This window comes from Paracoccus benzoatiresistens, assembly GCF_026913015.1.
In the GTDB taxonomy this organism is placed as follows: domain Bacteria; phylum Pseudomonadota; class Alphaproteobacteria; order Rhodobacterales; family Rhodobacteraceae; genus Paracoccus; species Paracoccus benzoatiresistens.
Map to the genome: position 1 here is coordinate 51,065 of NZ_JAPTYD010000001.1, position 15,397 is coordinate 66,461.

Sequence of the window (15,397 nt, forward strand, 5' to 3'; positions counted from 1 at the left end):
ATCCCCCCATATATTCACCAAAAGCAAATATTGCACAGTATGCATCCTTGTGCAATACGGAGCGCGGGCTGTCCCGCCCTGACCCCTCCCTGCGTCAAGGAACCACCGATGTCCCGTATCCATCCCCTGCTGTGCCTGTCGCTGATCGCGCTGTGGTTCCTGTCCATCCCAGGCCATGCGCAGGAGGGTCAGATGCCGCCGCCCGCCGTGGGGGTGGTCACGGTCCAGTCCCAGCAGGTGCCGCGCATCCTGACATTGCCGGGCCGGGCGGTGGCAAGGGCCGACGCCGCGATCCGCCCCCGCGTGGGCGGGCTCATCACCGAGATCCTGTATCGGCCCAGCACCGCGCTCGAGCAGGGTGCGCCCATGTTCCGCATCGATCCGACCACCTACCGGGCCAATCTTTCCAGGGCCGAGGCCGAGGTCACCTCGGCCCGCGCGGCGCTGACGCAGGCCGAAACCTCGTTCGGCCGGACCGAGCAGCTGCTGGGATCGGGCACCACGCAGGCGCAGGTGGACCAGGCGCGCGCGACGCTGGAGCAGGCCCGGGCGGCGCTGCAGGCGGCCGAGGCCGCACGGACCCTGGCGCAGGCGGAGCTGGACTGGACCACCGTGACCAGCCCCATCGAGGGCATGGCCAGCGTGGCCGAGGTCTCGGTCGGCGATCTGGTCACCGCGAACCAGTCCGAGGCCATGGCGACCGTCACCCGGCTGGATCCGATCGAGGTGGACATGTACGAGCCCTCGGCCCGGATGCTGTCGGTCATGGGCGACATCAGCGAAGGCCGCCTGAAACTCAGCGAGACGATCCAGGCGACGCTGACGTTGGAAACGGGGGAAACCTATGCCGCGACGGGCGAGCTGGTCGCGCCGGGCTTCACCGTCTCGACCTCGACCGGGGCGGTGGACACGCGGTTCCGCTTTGACAACCCGCGCCGGCTGATCCTGCCCGGCATGTTCCTGCGCGGCCAGATCAACCTGGGCACGACCGAGGCCTTTCTGGTCACCCAGAACGCCGCATCGCGCGACAAGACCGGCCAGCTTTCGGCCTGGGTCGTCCGCGACGGCAAGGCCGTGCAGGTCAAGCTGACCGACAACGGCACCTACCAGAACCACTGGATCGTCACCGCCGGGCTGCAGTCGGGCGATCTTCTGGCGGTGGACAACCTGTCCAAGCTGACCGAGGGGGCCGCCGTGACCACCGTTCCCGTGTCCGTGGACGAGAACGGTGTGGTCCAGGAACAGGCGGCCGAGACGCCGGACCGGGCCACCCCGGCCCAGCCTGCTCCGAGCGCAGGATAATTTCACATGGCCCGCTTCTTCATTCGCCGCCCCGTCTTCGCATGGGTCCTGGCCTTCGTGACCATGCTGGTCGGCGCCCTTGGCCTGCAAAGCCTCGCGATCGAGCAATATCCCCAGATCGCCCCCACCACCGTCCGCATCAGCGCGACCTATACCGGCGCCTCGGCCGAGATCGTGGAGAACTCCGTCACCACCGTCATCGAGGACGCGATGACCGGGATCGACGGGCTGATCTACATGACATCGAACTCGACGCCGGGATCGGCCTCGGTGTCGCTGACCTTCGACGACACGGTCGATGCCGACATCGCGCAGGTGCAGGTGCAGAACAAGCTGCAGCTTGTCACCAGCCAGCTGCCCGACATCGTGCAGCAGCAGGGGGTGAACGTGTCGCGCTCGACCTCCTCGATCCTGCTGGTCGGGGCGCTGACCAGCACGGACGGCAGCTATTCCTCCGTGGAACTGGGCGACCTGGTGTCCCAGATGATCGAGGACCCGGTCAAGCGGACCCCGGGCGTCGGCTCGATCAACACCTTCGGGTCCGGCTATGCGATGCGCATCTGGCTGGATCCGATGAAGATGGCGCAATACCAGGTCACGCCCGCCGACGTGACCGCCGCCGTGTCCGAACAGAACACCAACGTCACCGTGGGCGACCTGGGCGCCGAGCCCTCGGCCGAGGGCCAGCGGCTGACCATGACCCTATCGGCGCAATCGCAGTTTTCATCCGTCCAGGAATTCGAGCGGATCCTGCTGCGCGTGGATCCGGACGGATCGACCGTCTTCCTGGGCGATGTCGCCCGGATCGAGATCGGGCAGGAAAGCTATGGCGGGGCGGCGCGCCACAACGGCAACCCGGCGGCGGGCTTTGGCGTGAACCTGGCCACCGGCGCCAATGCGGTGGACACGGCCCATGCCGTGCGCGACGTGATCGACGGCATCGCGGCCTCGCTGCCTGCCGGTGTCGAGGTCGTCTATCCCTATGACACCGCGCCCTTCGTGGAGAAGTCGATCCACCAGGTCTACAAGACCCTGGCCGAGGCCGTGGTCCTGGTCTTCCTGGTGATCCTGGCCTTCCTGCAAAGCTGGCGCGCGACGATCATCCCGGTGATCGCCATTCCGGTCGTGCTTCTGGGCACTTTCGGCGTCCTGGCGGCGGCGGGCTTTTCCATCAACACCCTGACCATGTTCGCCCTGGTCCTCGCCATCGGCCTTCTGGTCGACGATGCCATCGTCGTGGTCGAGAACGTCGAGCGCGTGATGGAGGAGGAGGGCCTGGACCCGGTCGAGGCCACGCGGAAAAGCATGGACGAGATCACCTCGGCCCTGGTCGGCATCGTGATGGTGCTGTCGGCGGTGTTCCTGCCCATGGCCTTCATGTCCGGCGCGACGGGGGTGATCTATCGGCAGTTTTCCTTGACGATCATCACCGCGATGGTGCTGTCGCTGGGCGTCGCGGTGATCCTGACGCCCGCGATGTGCGCCAGCCTTCTGCGGCCGCGCAAGCATGGCGACGGGATCGCGCCGGCGCGCTGGTTCAACCGCAACCTGGACCGCGCCACCAACGGCTATGGCTCCGTCGTGTCCCGGCTGGTGCACCGCCCGTTCCGGATGCTGGTGGTGCTGGCCGTTATCGGCTTCGGCGTCGCCGCGCTTTACCAGAAGCTGCCGGGATCCTTCCTGCCGGACGAGGATCAGGGCGTGATGATGGTGATGATCGAGACGCCCGACGGATCGACCACCGCCCAGACCCTGGCCCTGGTCGAGAAGGTCGAGGAATACCTGCGCGTGCAGGAGGCCGACACGGTCGAATCGACCTTCTCGGTCCTGGGCTTCAGCTTCGGCGGATCGGGCCAGAACAGCGCCATGCTGTTTGCCAAGCTGCGCGAATACAAGGATCGGCCGGGCCTTGACGTGGCATCCCTGGTGACGCGCGCGAACGGACATTTCTTCATGAACAACCGCGCGGGACAGGCCTATTTCCTGCAACCCCCGGCGATACCGGGCATGGGCGCATCCTCGGGCTTCTCGATGTATCTGGTCGATCAGTCCGGACGCGGGCAAGAGGCGCTGACGGCCGCCGCCGACCAGCTGGTCGCGACCGCCCAGGAAGACGGCCGCGTCACCAACCTGCGCGGCAACGAGGCGCCCTTTGAGACCTCCCTGCGGCTGGACATCGACCAGCAGAAGGCCGCGGCCTTCGGGCTGTCGATCTCGGAGGTGAACGCCATGCTGTCCGTGATCTTCTCGGGGCGCGAGGTGAACGACTTTGCCTTGGGCACGGAACTGCGCCCCGTGATCGTCCAGGGCGAGGCCTATGCCCGCTCGCAGCCCGAGGATATCGACCGCTGGTTCGCCCGCAATTCCGACGGCGACATGGTCAATTTCGGGGCTTTTTCCACGCGTGCCTGGGACCAGGAACCGCAGGCCCTGACACGCTATGGCGGCACCCGCGCGCTGGAGCTGTCGGGGGCGGCGACGCAGGGCCTGTCCTCGGGCGCGGCCATGTCCGCCATGGAGGAGATGGTGGCCGACATGGAGGGCGGCTATGGCACCGCCTGGACGGGGCTGTCCTATCAGGAACGGCTGTCGGGGAACCAGGCGCCGGTGCTGTTCGCACTGTCCGCCTTGGTCGTCTTCCTGGCGCTGGCCGCGCTTTACGAAAGCTGGACGGTGCCGCTGGCGGTGATGCTGACCGTGCCCATCGGCATCCTGGGGGCCCTGCTGGCGGCGCTGTTCTTCGGCCAGTCGAACGACGTCTACTTCAAGGTCGGCCTTCTGACCACCATCGGCCTTGCCGCGCGGAACGCCATCCTGATCGTGGAATTCGCGCAGGCCCTGGTGGGCCAAGGGCGCCCCTTGCTGGAGGCCGCCATCGAGGCGTCCAAGATGCGCCTGCGTCCGATCCTGATGACCACCTTCGCCTTCATGCTGGGCGTGCTGCCCCTGGCCATCGCCAGCGGCGCGGGGGCGGGGGCGCAGAACTCGATCGGGATCGGGGTTCTGGGCGGCATGGCCTCATCCGCCGTGATCGGCATCTTCCTGGTGCCGGTCTTCTATGTGGCCGTTCTGAAGACGGTCGAGCTTGTGACAAGAAGAAGGGTAAGACCCGCATGACGAATGGAATGCACCGCCGCGCGCTGCTGGGATCGGTCCTGGCCCTGGGGGCCTGCGCGGCGGTCGGCCCGGATCCGGACGCATTGCCGACGCCTGCCGTCCCGGCCGGTTTCGCCGAAGGCGACGGCACAGCGACACCCGCGCAGGCGGCCTTCTGGTCGGGCTATGACGACGCGGCCCTGAACCGCCTGATCGGGCAGGGCATGGGCCAGAGCTTCGACATCATGGCCGCCAACGAACGCATCCGCGCGGCCCAGGCCGATCTGGCGGGCAGGGGCGTGCTGGCCTCGCAGGTCGGCGGAACAAGCACCGTGGGGCGCGAACGCGCGGGCGGCGACGGGATGGGCGTTTCAACGTCCAACTCCGCCGCCCTGTCGGCCAGCCTGGTCTTCGACCTGTTCGGGGGAGCCCGGCGCGGCAGGGAAGGGGCGCGTGCCAGCCTGCGCTCTGCCCAAGCCGAGGCGCAGACCGTGCGCCTGGCCTGGCTGGCCGAGGTGATCGCGGCCTATGCCGACGCGCGCTTCCATCAGCAGGCCCTGGCGCTGACCCGCGACACCATCAGCGCCCGCGAGGCCACGCTGGAGGTGACGCGGAACAGCCAGTCCGTGGGCATCGCCACCGATTACGACGTCGCCCAGACCGAGGCGCTGCTGCAGACTGCCCGCGCCGACCTGCCGAACTATGAGGCGCAGTTCAACGCCCAGGTGTATCGCCTGTCCACGCTGCTGAACACGCAGGCCGCGCCCCTGATGGCGCAGATGCGGCGCGGGTCGGCGCAGTTGCGCACCCCGCCCGGACCCGGCACGGGCGTCCCCGCCGACCTGCTGCGGTCGCGGCCCGACATCCGCGTGGCGCAACAGGATTATGCCGCGGCTCTGGCAGCCGTGGGTGTGGCGACGGCGGATCTGCTGCCCGCGATTTCGCTGACCGGGACGGTGACGGACCAGGGCGGCGCGAATGCCTGGGGCTTCGGCCCCGGGCTGTCGCTGCCGGTCCTGAACCAGGGCGCCTTGCAGGCCACCCGAAGCCGCCGCCTGTCCGAGGCGCGCCAGGCCGAGATCGCCTGGAAATCCTCCATCGCCGGCGCTGTCGAGGATGTGCAGACGGCGCAATCCAACCTGCGCCGCTATCGCCAGCGGGCCGCGACGCTCGAAGGGGCTGCCGCGTCATACGATCGCGCCTATCGCCTGGCCCGGCAGAACTTCGAGGCCGGCGCCCTGGCGCTGGTCGATCTGCTGGAGGCTGACCGGTCCCGCGCCAGCGCCCGGCTGGCCACCGCGCAGGCGCGCAATGCGGCGGCCAAGGAATGGGCGACGCTTCAGATCGCCACGGGGGCGGGGTCGCGCCAGGGGGGTTGATATCGGCATGGGCGGTGTCAGGAAGCGCATGCGTTTGCACGGATCAGGTCGTTCCCTGACGCGGGCAGGGGGATGGCGGGCACAGAGGTCACAAAGGCTCGCCGCAGGGGCATCTTTCTGGCTGTTCGCCCGGCAGACCTGATCACCCTGCCGACCCGTCACCGCCAGCGCCCCCCGAAGGACAGCGGCTCCAGCACCACAACCGTCGGCCGGTCGGGCAGCCCGCGCAAGGAAGCCAGGTATTCGCTGCCCCCCGGCCGCTGGATGTCGAACTGGTCGGCCATGCCCGCCACAAAGGTTTCCAGCCGGGCGGGGCCGAACCAGTGCATCGGGATCACGACGGAACTGTTCAGCCGGCTGACCACCCGCATCATCACCGCCTGCTCCATCGTGTAGCTGCCATCGACCGGCACCAGCAGCACATCGACCCGGCCAAGCGCCGCGTATTGTTCGTCGGTCGGCTCGTGATGCAGGTGCCCCAGATGGCCGATGCACAACCCGCCCGCCTCGAAGACGAAGATCGAGTTGCCGTTTTCCTCGACCGTGCCCCAGGACCGGATGTCGGTCGGCACGTTGCGGATCAGCGTATCCTCCAGGGTCAGGTAATGGTCGGCAGCGATGCCGAACTGGTCGGACCAGCCTCGCAGGACATGCGGGATGCCCTCGACCGCGTCGGTCCAGTGGGACGAATGCGCATGGTTCATCGTCACCACGTCCGGGGCGGGGACGCCGGCGGGCAGGGCGCCGTTGTAGTCGGTGACGATGTCCAGGCCCCCTTCGGTCTGGATCAGGAACATCGAATGGCCCAGATAGGACAGCCGGACCGAGCGTTCGGGCACCGGGTCCGTCCAGGCGGCCTGCCGGACCCGCTCCGGCCCCCCGGCGATGGCGATGCAATGGCTGGGCCGCCGGTCCTGTGCCTGGGCGGCCAGGGGCATGGCGAGACACAGGGCGGCAAGGATCGCAAGGCGCATGACATCCCCCTGGCGTGACGCGGAAAGGCTAGCGTGGATCCGCCCCCGGCCCAAAGCCGCAGCGCGCCACGCGGCTCACAACCGCGTGACAGGGCTGTCGCCCGCGCCTGAGCGGCGGGAAGATGCCTTCAGGATCGCCAGTCAGAAAGGACGCCCATGTTCATCGCCATGAACCGCTTCACCGTGCCGGTCGAGAATGCCGCCGAATTCGAGGCCCTGTGGCTGTCCCGCGACAGCAAGCTGAACGAGCTGCCGGGTTTCGTCGAATTCCACATGCTGAAAGGCCCCGAGGAGGACGGCCGCCGCCTTTACGCCTCGCACACCGTCTGGGAATCCGAGGAGCATTTCCGCGGCTGGACCCGCAGCCAGCAGTTCCGCGACGCCCATGCCCGCGCGGGCGAGACGAAGAAGCTTTACGTGGGCGGGCCCCGCTTCGAAGGCTTCACTGCGATCCAGCAGATCGGCCGGGCAGGATAGGAGCGCGCCGCCCCTGACCTGGCCTTGGGCCTGGGTTGTCCCGGCTCAGAACCCCTTGTGGGTCTTCAGGAACTCTTCCTCGTCCGGTGTATTCGGCCGGTCCAGCAGGGTGTTGCGATGCGGGAAGCGGCCGAACTTCTCGATGATGTCGTGGTGCTGGATGGCATAGTCCAGATAGCCTGGGTCGCCCAGGGCCTCGAACAGTTCGACCGACATGGTCTGGTCGGGCAGATCCTCGCTATGCTCGAAGGGCAGGTAGAGGAACACCCGCCGCTTGGCGTCGATCTGCTGGTCAAAGCCCGCATCCACCGCGGCGCGGGCATGTTCCAGGGCGATGTCGTCCGATTCGAAGGTGCGCCCCGTGCCGCGAAAGATGTTGCGCGGGAACTGGTCCAGAACGACGATCAGGGCCAGTGCGCCGTCGGGCGTCCTGGCCCAGTTGTCCAACTCGCGCCGATGCGCGGCGTGATAGGTGTCGGCGAAGCCGTCGCGGATGCGGGCGTCGATCTCGTCCGACTTGGCGAACCAGTGCGGCTCCATCTCCTCCGAGAACCAGAAGTCCAGCACGTCCTGAGCGGTCCTGATCGTCATTCCTCGGTTCCTTTCCGGCAGCGGATATGCCTGGCGCGGTCGGTGGGTGCAGGTCGAACGGACCCCGGCCCCGGTGTTCCGCCCGCCATTGGCGTCTCGCCTCCTCGATGCGTTCGCAAGAGGATGCCATGACGTTCCACCAGATATCGCGCGGCCCGTCCAGCGTTTCCCTGCCAGGCGCCATCGCCACGGTCGCCCGCCTGCACCGCGATCGCGTTGCCCGGGCGCAAGCCCCTCGTCTGCCCCGCACCGATTTCCCGTCCGGCAATGCGGATGAACCCTTCGGTGACGTGGAGGCCGCGATCCTTGTGATTGGCGGGAGAAGCGGGTGCAGGGTTCCAGATCATGCATCTTCTCCCTGATCTGGTCCTCGGGGCAGGTCCGTGGACTGCGAACTGCCAGGCATGGACGCGTTCGCCTGCGCCGAACACCGGGTTGGCGGCCGCGGGGATGGCGCAGGGCCGGCAGGAACCGCATTCTTCGTGGGAAGTTTTGCGAAACCAGAGGTGTGCGATGACCAGCGGAATCCATCATGTCACGGCAATCACCCGCGACGTGCAGGCGAATGTCGATTTCTGGATGGGCTTTCTGAGCCTGTCGCTGGTCAAGCAGTCCGCGGGCTTCGAGGATGCCGAGCAACTGCACCTGTTCTATGGCGATCCGGCGGGCACCCCCGGCAGCCTTGTCAGCTTCCTTGTCTGGCAGGACGGCGCGCCGGGCCGCGTGGGCCATGGCCGCGTGGCCGAGATCGCGCTGGCGATTCCCCGCGCGCGGATCGGCGACTGGCTGACCCGCGCCATGCAGCGCGGCCTGCGCGTCGAAGGCCCGGTGCGAGAGTTCGGCGAGCCCGTGCTGCGGCTGAAGGATCCCGACGGCATCATCGTCAAGCTGGTGGGCACCGACATGGCCGATACCGGCTGGCCCGCCGCGCCCGGCCGGATCCGCGCCGTCACGATCTGGTCCGCCATGCCCGGGCAGACCGCCGCCTTCCTGCGCCCCTTCGGCTATCGCGCGGGCCCGGCCGAGAGCGGGCTGACCCGGCTGCTGTCGGACACCGATGCCGTCGACATCCGCGATGCCTCGGGCTTCGTGCCGGGCATTCCCGGGACCGGCGTCATCGACCATGTCGCCCTGCGGGTGCCCGATCCTGCGGCATTGCAGCGCCACCACGATGCCCTGAAAACGCGCAACGCGGGCGAGCTGGCGGTGCATGACCGCAGGTATTTCACGTCGCTTTACGTCCGCGAACCGGGGGATACGCTGGTCGAGCTTGCGACGGATGGTCCGGGCATGGCGGTGGACGAGGATGCGGATAGTCTGGGCCGGGCCCTGATGATTCCCCCGCATCTGGCCGACACTGCCGACCTGCGGCTGCGCTTGCCGCAATTCGCCCGTCCGGGCGAGGAAAGGATACGGATGAGAGAACTTCCCTTCGTTCACCGGCTTCGCCAGCCCGACGAGCCCGACGGCTCGGCCATGGTGCTGCTGCACGGCACCGGCGGGAACGAGGCCGATCTGATGCCGCTGGCCCACCGGATCGCGCCGCATGCAACGCTGCTGGGCGTGCGCGGCCGTTCGACCGAGGAGGGCGTGGCGCGGTTCTTCCGTCGCACCTCCATGACCAGCTTCGATCAGCAGGACATCCGCGACGAGGCGCAGGCCTTTGCCGCCTTCTGGAAGGGCGCATTGGCGGCCTATGACCTGGATCCCGCGCGCATCACGGTGATGGGCTATTCCAACGGCGCGAACTTCGCCGCCGCCATCATGGGCCTGCAGCCGGGACTGATCCGGCGCGCGATCCTGATGCGGCCGATGGCGGTGCTGGAGGATCTGCCGCAGGCCGACCTGACCGGCGTGTCGGTGCTGACCCTGACGGGCGCGCGCGACCCTTACGGCCCCCATGCGCCGCGCCTGAACGAATGGCTGGCCGCCCGGGGCGCAGCCCTGGATGCCCGCGTCGTCCAGGCCGGGCATGACATCGTGGCCGACGACCTGACTGCCGCCACTGACTGGATGAAGGGGATAACGGATGCCTGACCTGACCATCACCAAGGAAGAGATCGACGCCCGCCACGGCCGCTATGTCGCGCGGATGGCGGGCACGGCTGCCGAGGCGGAACTGACCTTCACCCGCCGCGGCCCGGATCGGATCAGCGCCGATCACACCGGCGCGCCCGCCGAACTGCGCGGCACGGGCGCGGCGGGCGCGCTGGTCGAATACATGGTCGCGGATGCGCGGAAATCGGGCTTCCGGATCCTTCCGCTGTGCTCCTATGTGTTGTCGCGCTATGCCAAGCATCCCGACTGGGCGGATGCCTTCGCCACCGCGCCGGGCGAACGCGTCGAGCCCTAGGGCGGGGTCTTGCCCGGGCCTTACACGAAGCGGAAGCGCGTGCCCCAAGGGTCGCCGATCGCCTGCCCGGCGCGGCGGGGATCCGCGATGACGACCTCGGCCAGGCCCGCCATTCCCGCGTCACGGGGACCCGCGCCCCGGCTGTTCCAGACATTGCCGGCCAGATGGTGGTGATAGCCGTTCCAGCCATACCAGGCTCCACCCTGGCCGTCGAAGGTCCGCGTCAAGGCCAGGTCGCCCGCGAGGAAATCATGGGCCCGGTCCAGATCGCCCACCTGAAGGTGGACATGGCCGATGCTGCTGCCCTCGGGCGCGCCGGTCCAGGGGACGTCCGCCGCAGACAGCAGGTCGTCCAGATCCAGCCTGCGGGTGAACATCAGGATCCGGCTGCCGTCGCGGGTCCAGTCTGATGGGGGACGGTCCCGATAGATCTCGATGCCGTTTCCCTCGGGGTCGTCCAGATAGAGCGCCTCGCTGACGCCGTGGTCGCTGGCGCCGGTCAGCCGGACCCCGCTGTCGGCCGCATGGCGCAGCCAGCGGGCCAGGGCGGCGCGGTCGGGCAAAAGAAAAGCAGTGTGGAACAGCCCCGCCTGGCGCGGATCGCGGGGCCGGGCGGCGGGTTCGGCGCGCAGTTCCAGCAGGGTGCGATTGCCCGCGCCCAGGCGTGCGCTGCCGTTGTCGCCGCCCAGCGGGGACAGGCCGATTGCGTCGCGGTAGAAAGCCGTCATGCCCGGCAAGTCGCGCACGGTCAGGACGACATGGTCGATGGCGGGGGTCATGGCTTGTCCTTTCGCAAACTGGCTGCAAAGCCCGCGACGAATTCCGCCAGCTGTTCGCGGGTCTTGTCGTCGGTCAGGGTGCCGTCCGCGTCGAACAGCCCGCGCGCGCGCGACACCATCAACCGGCCCTCCCACCAGGGCAGGGTCTTCAGCGTCCGCAGCACGGGCCACCAATGCGTCTGCGCCTGCGTGGTCCCGAACCCGCCGGGCGAGGCGCCGATCACCGCGACGGGCTTGCCCGCGAACAGCGCCAGCCCCTCGCCGCGGGACATCCAGTCGATGGCGTTCTTGAAGACGCCGGGGATGCCGTTGTTGTATTCGGGCGTCACCAGCAGCAGGCCGTCGGCCTGGGCCAGCTGCCGGTTCAGCGTGGCGACCGCCGGCGGCGTGCCATGGGCGGCTTCCTCGTCGCCGTTATACAGCGGCACGCCGGAGATATCGCCGATGACGATCTGCACGCCCTCGGGCGCCTTCTCATGCGCGGCGCGCAGAAGGCCCGTGTTGAACGAGGCGCGGCGCAGGCTGCCCGAAAGGCCAAGAATGGTGGTCATGCGAAATCCCTTCGTGAAGTGCCGGGGGCAAGGGTGCCCTTGGCGCGGCCATCAGTCCAGCGGCTTCAGGCCCGCCTCGATCGCGGCGCGACGGCCTTCCAGGAAGGGCGGCAGCGACAGGCCCTGGCCCATCGTTTCGCGCGGTTCGTCCACGTCGAAGCCCGGCCCGTCGGTCGCCAGTTCGAACAGGTTGCCGCCGGGTTCGCGGAAATACAGCGAGCGGAAATAATACCGCTCGACCTCGCCCGAATTGGGGACGCGGAACCCGCGCAGGCGGGCGGCCCATTCGGCAAGCGCCGCCGGATCGGGCACGCGGAAGGCGACGTGGTGGACACCGCCCGCGCCCTGCCGGGCCGCGGGCAGGCCGGGCTGGACCGCGACATGCAGTTCGGCGGCCGCCCCGCCATTGCCCATTTGGAAGACATGGACCTGCCCCTGCCCATCCGGGCTGGCATAGTCGCGCACCCGCGTCATGTTCATGACTTCGGTCAGCACGGCCTCGGTCGGCGCAAGTTCGGGCACCGAGATCGTGATCGGGCCCAGGCCGCGGATCTGGTGTTCCGCAGGCACGGGGCTTTGATCCCAGGGCTGCCCTGCGGGATCGGGCGCGGCGACCAGGCGCAGGCGCTGTCCTTCGGGGTCTTCCAGGTCCAGGCTGGCGCGGTTGTCCAGCGTGGCGACCTTGCCGGTGGACACGCCAAGGCCGGTCAGCCGCGCGGCCCACCAGTCGAGGCTGTCCTCGGCCACCCGCAGGCCGGTGCGGCTGATCGAATGGGTGCCGCGCCCTTCGCGGCCGACCGGCCAGTCGAAGAAGGTGATGTCGGTGCCGGGCGTGCCCGCCCCGTCCGCGAAGAACAGGTGATAGGCCGAGATGTCGTCCTGGTTCACCGTCTTCTTCACCCGGCGCAGGCCAAGGCTGTCGGTGTAGAAGCGGTTGTTGCCCGCCGCGTCGGCGGTGATGGCGGTCAGGTGGTGGATGCCGGTCAGCTGCATGGGTGCTGCTCCTTTCCCTTTGCTTGATGCCAATATGGCGCAAACGCACCGTTCGGGGCAGCCGCCGCCGCGGCAAAGCGGCGTTCGGTTCTTGCGAACGATGCCATCCCGGCTATGGTGCGCCGATGGACTGGTCGATCAACGACATTCGCACATTCCTGGCCGTGCTGGACGCGGGCAGCATCTCCGGCGCGGCGGCGCGGGCCGATCTGTCGAAATCAGTGGTCAGCAAGCGGATCAGCGATTTCGAGGCGGCGCTTGGCGTGGCGCTGTTCGTGCGCCATGCGGGCCGGATCGCGCCCACCGACAATGCCCTGGCCCTGGCCGACCGGCTGCGCCCGGCCCTGGCGGAACTGATCGCCGCGACCGAAAGCGTGGGCGGGCAGGCGGATCTGCGGGGCCGCCTGGCCATCGCCGCCCCGATGAGCTTCGGAATCCGCCACCTGGGCCCGGTGATCGCGGGTTTCGCCCGCGCCCATCCCGGGCTGGAGATCGTGCTGGATTACGACGACCAGCTGACCGACCTGGGCCGGGCGGGCTTCGATGTCGGCCTGCGCATCGGCGAGCTGAAGGACAGCAGCCTGATGGCGCGAAGGGTTTGCGAGGATCCGCGCGTCCTGGTCGCCAGCCCCGACTATCTGGCGGTGCATGGGGCCATCGGGGCGCCTCGCGATCTGGCCGGGCATCGTACCATCGGCTATCTGAATGCACGGATGGGGGATCTCTGGCCCTTTGGCCCGGACGTGGCGCCCCCGCCCCCGGGGCGGATCACGGCGAACAATGGCGATGCGATCCGCGACATGGCAATCGGGGGTCTCGGGCTGGCGCTTTTGCCGATGTTCATTGTCCATGATGCCTTGCGCGACGGGCGGCTGGTGCGGCTGCTGCCCCATCTGCCGCAGCGGTCCCTGCCCGTCAGCGTGGTCTGGCCGCCGGTCCGGCCGATGCCGCGCAAGACGCGCGCCTTCATCGACCATGTGGCCGGGGCCTTTGCCGGGGCGGCGCCATGGCTGGCGGGGTTGTAGAAAGACCGGGGGCCAGCCCCCGGACCCCCGGGATATTTGCAGTCCAACGCAGGAGCCGTGACAGATGCTGGTTGATCCGAATGCGCCGTTTTTCCGTCAGCTTTGGGTGCGGGTGGCCTGCGTCGCCACGCCCCTGATCTGGGCGGGGGTCGAGCTTTACACGGGCAACCCCTTCTGGGCGCTTCTGTCGGGGGCTGCCGGTCTTTATCTGGCCTTCGAGCTGTTCGTACGGCGCAAGCCCGACTGATTCACGCGGATAGCCTGACCGCGCGGTCCAGCCAGGCAAAGCCGTTCGGCGGCAGGTCCAGCACGCCCTCGGACAGCGTGGCCTGCGATGGGCCGACCAGGTCCGCGCCGTCCGACAGGGTCAGCCGCTGGGATTCCGCGGACAGGTTGAAGACGCAGGTCAGCGCCAGCCCCTCGATGCCCCGATAGAAGGCCAGGATCGGCTCGGGCAGGTCCAGGAACGAGGTTTCGCCCATCCGCAGCGGCACCTGCGACTTGCGGAAGGCGATGGTCGCGCGATAGGCCGAAAGCACGCTGTCATTGTCGGATTGCTGGCCCGCCACCGCGCGCGCCGCCTGTGCGTCCTTGACCGGCAGCCAGGGCTTGGCAGTCGAAAAGCCCGCGTTCGGGCTTTCGTCCCAAACCATCGGCGTGCGGCAGCCGTCGCGCCCCTTGACCTCGGGCCAGAAGCGCAGGGCAGGGGGATCGGTCAGTTCCTCGTAGACCAGCTCGGTCTCGGTCTGGCCCAGTTCCTCGCCCTGGTAAAGACAGATGGTGCCCGGGAAGGACAGCAGCATCGCCGCCGATTGCCGGGCCAGGGCCTCGGCGCTTTCGGCATAGGGCAGCCAGCGGGTGACGTGGCGGAACACGTCGTGGTTGGAAAAGGACCAGCAGGCATGGCTGTCGGGCGCGTCCTGGTGGACACCTTCGATCGTGTGGCGGAAATGGCGGGCGGTGAACTGGTGGCTCAGCATCTCGAAGCTGTAGCACATGTGCAGCCGGTCGGTGCTGGCGGTGTATTCGGCCATGATGTGGATCGAGGTATCGCCGCTTTCGCCCACCTCTCCGACCATCATGCGGGCGTCGTATTCGTCGGTCAGCTTGCGCATCCGCTTCAGGAAGGCGATATTTTCGGGCCGGTTCTTCGAATATACATGGCGCTGCATGTTGTAGGTGTCGGGCGCGGCGCTGTCGGGATTGGGCGGGTTGTTCCGCAGCCGCGCGTCGTGGAAGTAGAAGTTGACCGTATCCAGCCGGAAGCCGTCCACGCCGCGTTCCAGCCAGAAGCGCATCGTGCCCAGAAGCGCGTCCTGCACGTCGCGGTTCCACAGGTTCAGGTCGGGCTGCTCGATCAGGAAGTTGTGCAGGTAATACTGCCGCCGCTGCGGCTCCCACTCCCAGGCCGGGCCGCCAAAGACCGAGGGCCAGTTGTTCGGCGGCGTGCCGTCGGGGTTCGGATCGGCCCAGACATACCAATCGGCCTTGTCGTTGTCGCGGCTGGACCGGCTTTCGGCGAACCACGGGTGGCGGTCGCTGGAATGGCTGAGGACCTGGTCGATGATAACCTTCAGGCCCAGTTCGTGCGCACGCGCCACAAGCGCGTCGAAATCGGCAAGCGTGCCGAACAGCGGGTCGATGTCGCAGTAGTTGCTGACGTCATAGCCCATGTCCTTCATGGGCGAGGTGAAGATGGGCGACAGCCAGATCGCATCCACGCCCAGCGAGGCCACGTGGTCCAGCCGACGGGTGATGCCCGGCAGGTCGCCGATCCCGTCGCCGTTGCTGTCCTGAAAGCTGCGGGGATAGATCTGGTAGATCACCGCGTCGCGCCACCATTCGGTCATCCGTTTCTCCTGTTGGATCGCCTTGGC

14 protein-coding genes are annotated in these 15,397 nt (G+C 68.3%); 8 read left to right on the forward strand and 6 right to left on the reverse strand.

Annotation, left to right across the window (positions count from 1 at the left end; all coding sequences use genetic code 11):
• Positions 1–108 precede the first annotated feature (108 nt).
• From OU682_RS00290 to OU682_RS00300, 3 genes are read left to right on the forward strand one after another with little or no spacing between them, the layout of a single operon-like run.
• Positions 109–1,302, forward strand: coding sequence for an efflux RND transporter periplasmic adaptor subunit (locus tag OU682_RS00290; RefSeq protein WP_268940063.1), 1,194 nt, complete (start codon positions 109–111; stop codon positions 1,300–1,302).
• Between the two features lie 6 nt (positions 1,303–1,308).
• A complete protein-coding gene (locus OU682_RS00295; RefSeq protein WP_268940064.1) occupies positions 1,309–4,419 on the forward strand; it encodes an efflux RND transporter permease subunit in 3,111 nt (1,036 codons plus the stop codon).
• Positions 4,416–5,777: an efflux transporter outer membrane subunit gene (locus tag OU682_RS00300; RefSeq protein ID WP_268940065.1), complete on the forward strand. Its 1,362-nt coding sequence runs from the start codon at positions 4,416–4,418 to the stop codon at positions 5,775–5,777. Before OU682_RS00295 ends, OU682_RS00300 begins: the two co-directional genes overlap by 4 nt.
• A gap of 158 nt (positions 5,778–5,935) precedes the next feature.
• Here OU682_RS00300 and OU682_RS00305 read toward each other — a convergent pair whose 3' ends face one another.
• Positions 5,936–6,751: an MBL fold metallo-hydrolase gene (locus OU682_RS00305; protein ID WP_268940066.1), complete on the reverse strand. Its 816-nt coding sequence runs from the start codon at positions 6,749–6,751 to the stop codon at positions 5,936–5,938.
• Positions 6,752–6,907: 156 nt separating this feature from the next.
• Between OU682_RS00305 and hmuQ the strand changes: the two genes are divergently transcribed.
• Positions 6,908–7,228: a heme-degrading protein HmuQ gene (hmuQ, locus tag OU682_RS00310; RefSeq protein ID WP_268940067.1), complete on the forward strand. Its 321-nt coding sequence runs from the start codon at positions 6,908–6,910 to the stop codon at positions 7,226–7,228.
• A gap of 45 nt (positions 7,229–7,273) precedes the next feature.
• Here hmuQ and OU682_RS00315 read toward each other — a convergent pair whose 3' ends face one another.
• On the reverse strand, positions 7,274–7,819 hold the full coding sequence (locus OU682_RS00315; RefSeq protein WP_268940068.1) for a DUF924 family protein: 546 nt from the start codon (positions 7,817–7,819) through the stop codon (positions 7,274–7,276).
• Positions 7,820–8,332: 513 nt separating this feature from the next.
• Here OU682_RS00315 and OU682_RS00320 point away from each other — a divergent pair.
• Both OU682_RS00320 and OU682_RS00325 read left to right on the forward strand, forming a co-directional pair.
• Complete coding sequence (locus OU682_RS00320) at positions 8,333–9,856, forward strand: VOC family protein (RefSeq protein WP_268940069.1); 1,524 nt, start codon at positions 8,333–8,335, stop codon at positions 9,854–9,856.
• A complete protein-coding gene (locus tag OU682_RS00325; RefSeq protein ID WP_268940070.1) occupies positions 9,849–10,172 on the forward strand; it encodes a GNAT family N-acetyltransferase in 324 nt (107 codons plus the stop codon). Before OU682_RS00320 ends, OU682_RS00325 begins: the two co-directional genes overlap by 8 nt.
• 20 nt (positions 10,173–10,192) lie before the next feature.
• Here OU682_RS00325 and OU682_RS00330 read toward each other — a convergent pair whose 3' ends face one another.
• The 3 genes from OU682_RS00330 to OU682_RS00340 are packed head-to-tail and all read right to left on the reverse strand — an operon-like array spanning position 10,193 to position 12,495.
• Entirely contained in the window at positions 10,193–10,951 is a 759-nt protein-coding gene (locus tag OU682_RS00330; RefSeq protein ID WP_268940071.1) for a VOC family protein, read from the reverse strand.
• Positions 10,948–11,502, reverse strand: a complete 555-nt coding sequence (locus OU682_RS00335; protein WP_268940072.1) for an NADPH-dependent FMN reductase — start codon at positions 11,500–11,502, stop codon at positions 10,948–10,950. The genes OU682_RS00330 and OU682_RS00335 overlap by 4 nt, the downstream gene beginning before the upstream one ends.
• Before the next feature lie 51 nt (positions 11,503–11,553).
• Entirely contained in the window at positions 11,554–12,495 is a 942-nt protein-coding gene (locus tag OU682_RS00340) for a ring-cleaving dioxygenase (protein WP_268940073.1), read from the reverse strand.
• A gap of 125 nt (positions 12,496–12,620) precedes the next feature.
• Between OU682_RS00340 and OU682_RS00345 the strand changes: the two genes are divergently transcribed.
• The gene (locus OU682_RS00345; protein ID WP_268940074.1) at positions 12,621–13,520 is read left to right on the forward strand and encodes a LysR family transcriptional regulator; all 900 of its coding nucleotides are present in this window, start codon (positions 12,621–12,623) and stop codon (positions 13,518–13,520) included.
• 64 nt (positions 13,521–13,584) lie between these two features.
• Positions 13,585–13,767 (forward strand): hypothetical protein, encoded by a 183-nt coding sequence (locus OU682_RS00350; protein WP_268940075.1) that lies wholly within the window; start codon positions 13,585–13,587, stop codon positions 13,765–13,767.
• Between the two features lies 1 nt (position 13,768).
• On the opposite strand, the gene OU682_RS00355 is transcribed toward OU682_RS00350, so the two are convergent.
• On the reverse strand, positions 13,769–15,370 hold the full coding sequence (locus OU682_RS00355; RefSeq protein ID WP_268940076.1) for an alpha-glucosidase: 1,602 nt from the start codon (positions 15,368–15,370) through the stop codon (positions 13,769–13,771).
• Positions 15,371–15,397 lie beyond the last annotated feature (27 nt).

What these genes read in the sequence shown, in the direction of transcription:
- OU682_RS00320 (WP_268940069.1), top strand. Translation starts at nt 8,333, where the DNA reads ATGACCAGCGGAATCCATCATGTCACGGCAATCACCCGCGACGTGCAG.
- OU682_RS00315 (WP_268940068.1), bottom strand. Translation starts at nt 7,819, where the DNA reads ATGACGATCAGGACCGCTCAGGACGTGCTGGACTTCTGGTTCTCGGAG.
- OU682_RS00350 (WP_268940075.1), top strand. Translation starts at nt 13,585, where the DNA reads ATGCTGGTTGATCCGAATGCGCCGTTTTTCCGTCAGCTTTGGGTGCGG.
- OU682_RS00345 (WP_268940074.1), top strand. Translation starts at nt 12,621, where the DNA reads ATGGACTGGTCGATCAACGACATTCGCACATTCCTGGCCGTGCTGGAC.
- OU682_RS00290 (WP_268940063.1), top strand. Translation starts at nt 109, where the DNA reads ATGTCCCGTATCCATCCCCTGCTGTGCCTGTCGCTGATCGCGCTGTGG.
- OU682_RS00295 (WP_268940064.1), top strand. Translation starts at nt 1,309, where the DNA reads ATGGCCCGCTTCTTCATTCGCCGCCCCGTCTTCGCATGGGTCCTGGCC.
- OU682_RS00305 (WP_268940066.1), bottom strand. Translation starts at nt 6,751, where the DNA reads ATGCGCCTTGCGATCCTTGCCGCCCTGTGTCTCGCCATGCCCCTGGCC.
- OU682_RS00325 (WP_268940070.1), top strand. Translation starts at nt 9,849, where the DNA reads ATGCCTGACCTGACCATCACCAAGGAAGAGATCGACGCCCGCCACGGC.
- hmuQ (WP_268940067.1), top strand. Translation starts at nt 6,908, where the DNA reads ATGTTCATCGCCATGAACCGCTTCACCGTGCCGGTCGAGAATGCCGCC.
- OU682_RS00330 (WP_268940071.1), bottom strand. Translation starts at nt 10,951, where the DNA reads ATGACCCCCGCCATCGACCATGTCGTCCTGACCGTGCGCGACTTGCCG.
- OU682_RS00340 (WP_268940073.1), bottom strand. Translation starts at nt 12,495, where the DNA reads ATGCAGCTGACCGGCATCCACCACCTGACCGCCATCACCGCCGACGCG.
- OU682_RS00355 (WP_268940076.1), bottom strand. Translation starts at nt 15,370, where the DNA reads ATGACCGAATGGTGGCGCGACGCGGTGATCTACCAGATCTATCCCCGC.
- OU682_RS00300 (WP_268940065.1), top strand. Translation starts at nt 4,416, where the DNA reads ATGACGAATGGAATGCACCGCCGCGCGCTGCTGGGATCGGTCCTGGCC.
- OU682_RS00335 (WP_268940072.1), bottom strand. Translation starts at nt 11,502, where the DNA reads ATGACCACCATTCTTGGCCTTTCGGGCAGCCTGCGCCGCGCCTCGTTC.